Annotated in this window: 5 protein-coding genes and 1 pseudogene; all 6 read right to left on the bottom strand. The window is 54.2% G+C overall.

Going from position 1 to position 4,845, the window contains the following annotated elements; genetic code table 11:
* Nucleotides 1-288, bottom strand: a pseudogene (locus AAC083_RS15240) (GNAT family N-acetyltransferase); the annotation flags it as partial.
* The gene (locus AAC083_RS15235) at nt 288-902 is read right to left on the bottom strand and encodes a glutathione S-transferase family protein (protein WP_108537041.1); all 615 of its coding nucleotides are present in this window, start codon (nt 900-902) and stop codon (nt 288-290) included. The pseudogene AAC083_RS15240 and the gene AAC083_RS15235, both read right to left, overlap by 1 nt.
* Before the next feature lie 44 nt (nt 903-946).
* Nucleotides 947-1,585 (bottom strand): pyridoxamine 5'-phosphate oxidase, encoded by a 639-nt coding sequence (gene pdxH, locus AAC083_RS15230; RefSeq protein WP_042034064.1) that lies wholly within the window; start codon nt 1,583-1,585, stop codon nt 947-949.
* Between the two features lie 177 nt (nt 1,586-1,762).
* On the bottom strand, nt 1,763-3,940 hold the full coding sequence (locus AAC083_RS15225; RefSeq protein WP_108537040.1) for a reprolysin-like metallopeptidase: 2,178 nt from the start codon (nt 3,938-3,940) through the stop codon (nt 1,763-1,765).
* 320 nt (nt 3,941-4,260) lie between these two features.
* Nucleotides 4,261-4,587, bottom strand: coding sequence for a hypothetical protein (locus tag AAC083_RS15220; RefSeq protein WP_108537039.1), 327 nt, complete (start codon nt 4,585-4,587; stop codon nt 4,261-4,263).
* Nucleotides 4,584-4,845, bottom strand: a 262-nt coding sequence (locus AAC083_RS15215) for a GlyGly-CTERM sorting domain-containing protein (protein ID WP_146181691.1), incomplete at its 5' end; no start/stop codon positions are given. The genes AAC083_RS15220 and AAC083_RS15215, both read right to left, overlap by 4 nt.

The following is a 4,845-nucleotide window of genomic DNA, read 5'->3' as shown; positions in this document are numbered from 1 at the left end:
CTCCTTGGCCAGCGTCAGCAGGGAGGCCGAAGCACTGATGAGGATCTGACGGCTGGGGTCCGCCTGAACATCTGCGATCAGATCGCCGTCGAGCCAGGCGGCCAGCAGCGAAGTGGCCAAGAGGAGCCCATCGGGCGGGCAGGCGGACCAGAGATCCTCCTCCTCTGCCAGGTGGGACTCTGCCTCCTTGCTGAGCAGCAGCTGCCAGCGATGGCCCTGCCGCTGCCAGGCTTGCAGCACGGGGGCCCAATGGGGTTGCCACAGCGCCCGCTCGATCAGCAGCTCCATCAGCGGCCCTGACAGGCCGCCGGCAGGCTCAGGTGGCGAGGATGAGCCTCGATGCGGGCGATCCAGGCCTGGATGGCGGGCCAACCCTGCAGGGAGAAGATCCCCTCCTCCGCCACATGGGTGTAGGCATAGAGGGCGATATCAGCGATGGTCGGTGCGTCGCCGCACAGATAAGGGCGCTGTTTCAGCTGCTGCTCCATCACCGCCAGCGCCCGCTCACCTCCGGCCTTGAGGCCGTCGAGCCGCGCCTCCTGGGATTCAGGGCGGCCCAGATAGTGGACGATGAAACGCGCCACCGCTATGTAGGGTTCGTGGCTGTATTGCTCGAAGAACAGCCACTTTAGCACCTCGGCCTGCTGACGCGGCTCTGCCGGCCAGAGCGCCGAGCCCTGCGCCAGATAGAAGAGGATGGCGTTGGATTCGGCCAGCGCATCCCCTTCATCGATGGCCAGCACGGGGATCTTGCCGTTGGGATTCATGGCCAGAAAGGCCGGGGTTTGGTTGTCGCCGGCTTGGATATCTACCGGGACCCAGTCGAGGGGCAACTCCAGCCAGCGGGCCAGCAGCCACCCCTTGTAACAGTTGCCAGATCTCAGATCGCCATATAGACGCATACAGACTCCTTGTCAGCACAGGATTGCAGAGGATAAACGGGGGATCAGGGCGCCAGCCGCTCTATATGCCAGCCTTCCCCTTCCCGGTTGTAGTAGAAGCGGTCGTGCAGCCGGTGTTCGCCACCCTGCCAAAATTCGACCGTGTCGATCCGCACCCGATAGCCACCCCAGAAACTCGGCAAGGGCACTTCCCCCTTGGCAAACTTCTGCTTGAGCTCGAGAAATTTGGCCTCCAGCACGCCACGCGCCGATATGCGGGTCGACTGCTTGGAAACCCAGGCGGCTATCTGGCTATCCTTGGGACGGCTGTGGAAGTACTTCATCACCTCGAAGGTGCTCATCTTCTCCACCCGACCCGTCACGTGCACCTGACGGTCCAGAGTGTGCCATGGAAAGAGCAGGCTGATGCGGGGGTTGCCCTCCAGCTGGTGCGCCTTGCGGCTGCCCATGTTGGTGTAGAACACCATCCCCTCTGCATCGTAGTGCTTGAGCAGCACGGTGCGCTGCCAGGGTTGCCCCTCGGCATCCACGGTCGCCACCACCATGGCGGTGGGATCGGTCAACTTGGCCTCGCAGGCCTGAGCCAGCCACTTCTCGAACAGCGCCAGGGGGTCGGCTGGCAGATCGGCCCGGTGCAATCCGCCCCGGGTGTATTCACGGCGCAGATCAGCTACATCCATCATCTTGATTTTCCTTAAAATAAATAATGGTTCCACGACCATCAAGAGAATGATTGCAGGCATTGTGCGCTCGATAAAGTGACCTTGTAAACCATACAAAAAAAGCGAAGAGGCTAGAGCCTCTTCGCTTGAATAATGAATATCCCACAGATGAGAACCCTCACCCTTTGGCCATCAGGTTTAGTGGCTCACGGCCTCACGACGACGCAGCAGCGCAGCGATACCAAGACCAAACAGCGCGAATAGACCGGTCGAACCGCCACCGCCACCACCGCCATTGCTTTCAGGCTGGGGCTGGGGCTCGGAAGCCGCTTTGGTCGCCAGCTTTGGCGTAATGGCATAGAAGATATTGTCGCTACACGCCAGCTTGAGACGAACGGAGGTGCCCGCAGGCTCCGGTATGGTCACGTCATGGGCGCCGTTATTGCTCACACCGCTAACCAGCGGCTGCCAGCTCTTGCCTTCATCGTTGCTATAACTGATGTCGACCCGCTGACAATTGACCGGATGACGATCAGTACCCGCCACTTCCCAGTTAATTGTGGTCGGGCTGCCAACCAGAATACGCTGGTCAGAGGGCGGTAATATTTTGAAGGTACGTGAGCCAGTATCCACAACCTCGACCGAGGTCTCGCCATAGGCAGCGCCCCCCTTGCCATCACGGGCCACCAGACGGAAATTAAGGGTGCGAGCCACATTGACCCACACATCCCCTTTCTCCGCGTCCCCTTTCAACTGAGTCGCGAGCGAGGGAAAGTGGCGAACCGAGGATGCTGTCGGTGCTGCATAGCGATACAGGGGACCGGTTGCAAGGAGACCGGAACTCAATTGATGGCCACTCGTAGTCGCGTCCCCCAGATCGACCTGCTCCCAGGTATAGGTGAGGGTATCGCCGTCAACATCATGACCCTCGCCACTCAGGCTAAATGCCACTCCTTTTGGAATTACATGCACTTGCGGCACTTCGATAATTTCCGGCGCCTGATTATCTCCATTTTCTCTCGGAATAAGCATGCCACAACGAGGTTCCATATACGGTGCAGTAAAAGGTGCTAAACTCGGATTGTTAGCAATCTTTTTCGCGTCAACACTCGCCTCCTCTTCACGTTTGGCAATATGCGCTAACATTTGCTTAATCGACTCGCTATGAAAATAGGCTTCGCTATGGGGCTGCAAGTCTTGGCTCGCTATCAAACCGGCATAACCCATAATGGAGCTACCACTACCCGGCTCAAAAGCTTTTTTATTATATCTTTGCCCTACGCCTGCATTATAGGTATGATTGGCACCAAATTGATGGCCTATTTCATGAGCGACAAAATCAATAAAGAAGGCGTCACTTTCTGGTATTTTATTTCCTGTTCGCCCTATCGATCTGAATGAAATAACCGGCTTTGACGGAATATCAGTGTCTTGTGCAACCATGCTGCATAAGGACCCCAAGGTGGCGGCGCCCGATTTATCTGCGGTTGTCAGTACATGACCGATATCGAAATAACCCAGCTCCTTATTCTTAACTTTTTCCCCCTGCACATAGCCGTTTTTCTTACTGTCACTCTCCTCATACCAAGGGCTGACACCGGCTACATAGTTTGTATTTACACCGTTATAGAAGGGACTATCATTTTTCGTATAGATGATAGTATCACTTCCCTCTGCCAATACAAAACGAGCACCAAGATCACGCTCATATACATCATTAAGTCGGTTTACCAACGTTGTCAGTGAAGCCAGCGCTTGAGCCTTCCCCTTGAAATACTCGGTATATTCCCCAGTAGTTGAAAATGCAATTCGATACTCCTTGAGCGTAGACGCAGCATAGCCTATCTCATTGCGAGCGGCCTCCGTGTCATTCGTCAACTTTTTTTTGATATCAGACTGTTCAACGACTTCATTAATCCCATCACTGGAAGGTGCATTTTTTTTGTAATAAACAGCGTAAGAACCATTGCGTTGAATATCGACAAACACCTGCTCTCCGGCATGCATAAACATGCCGTTAAAACCACGCAGTGAAATATCAAAGCGACCGGTATTACTGGCATTGCCCACTTCACGTCCTTTATAGGTCATGATATCTGGATATTTTTCTGCCAGCACTGGTGGTAATACTGAATAGGCTTCCAATTCATATTGCACCATATTGCCATCAGGCAACGGCAGCGTAATAACGGTTTGGCCTGCACGCAGATTTTCTAAAAAATCTGGATCTACCTCAAATGTATTATATACGCGAGCCCTTACCGTATCATCGGCCGGCTTGCTGCGTTTTTCGACCATATGCCATGGGGATGCCAGCGCGATATTGGCTGACATTGCGATGACAACTGAGATTGCTTTTATTGTGAACTTCATCATTTTAATCACCTGACTGAACAGCTGACGATGATAACGTGACGTACGTCACATTTCAACTTTTCAGACAAGAAATCAAATAAAATTAAACCATTTAAAAACAAAAAGTTACAAATAAAGGATTCATAAGAACCTCATTTTAAAAGCATTTTCACCCCGGCTGAAAAGGAGGTAATAACTCAAAACTTATGTTTAGCTTCCTTTATAAAATCTTAAAAATCAGTTAGATATTGCGCGTAACAACCCTCATCAACGCCGGCTCACCCCGCCAATATTTACAAAAAATAGAAGGAGGTTTACACCTCCCTCTTGATAACCAGGCATTACTGATCGTTTACAGAGTGAGGAGGGCAATGCTTCAACATCTGCTGGTTATATTCGCTGGCGTAGGCCCTCAGCTTGGCATGTATCTCTTGCTGACCGGGCCTTATCACATCACCCAGTCCATCCAGATAACGTACACCACAGCGCGCCTTGGCCTCCGCCTGCTGTTCTGCAGGAATACCGGGCGCTACTTCACCGCGCCCGGCCCGCACAATCAGCCGGTAATCCTGCTTGGCAAGGCTGGCGCTGACCGCCTGCTCCAGGGGGTCGGCATTCGCCTGACATCCGCCGAGCAGTGTGAGCAGCAACAAGCCGGTGACTCTCATGCCCGCCTCCGTTGCCAGCCGAGTAGTGCCAGTGCCAGGGTCCAGAAACCGAGCGAACCGCCCCCGCCCGAGTTCTCACCACTTTGTACCACAGGCAACTTGTACGGGCTGATGGCGAAGAAGATGTTGTCGCTGCAGGCCACTTTCAGCCTGACGCTGCTGGTGAGGTTGGCCGGCAGGGTGACGGTGGCAGAGCCACTGTTGGGCTTGCTGCTGGCCAGAGTCGCCCAGTTAGCCCCCTCATCCTGAGTCACGAAC

It is taken from the genome of Aeromonas sp. HMWF014, from assembly GCF_963878295.1.
Lineage (GTDB): Bacteria > Pseudomonadota > Gammaproteobacteria > Enterobacterales > Aeromonadaceae > Aeromonas > Aeromonas popoffii.
The sequence above is the reverse complement of the archived record's forward strand: the minus strand, read 5'-3'. Positions and strand labels throughout refer to the sequence as shown.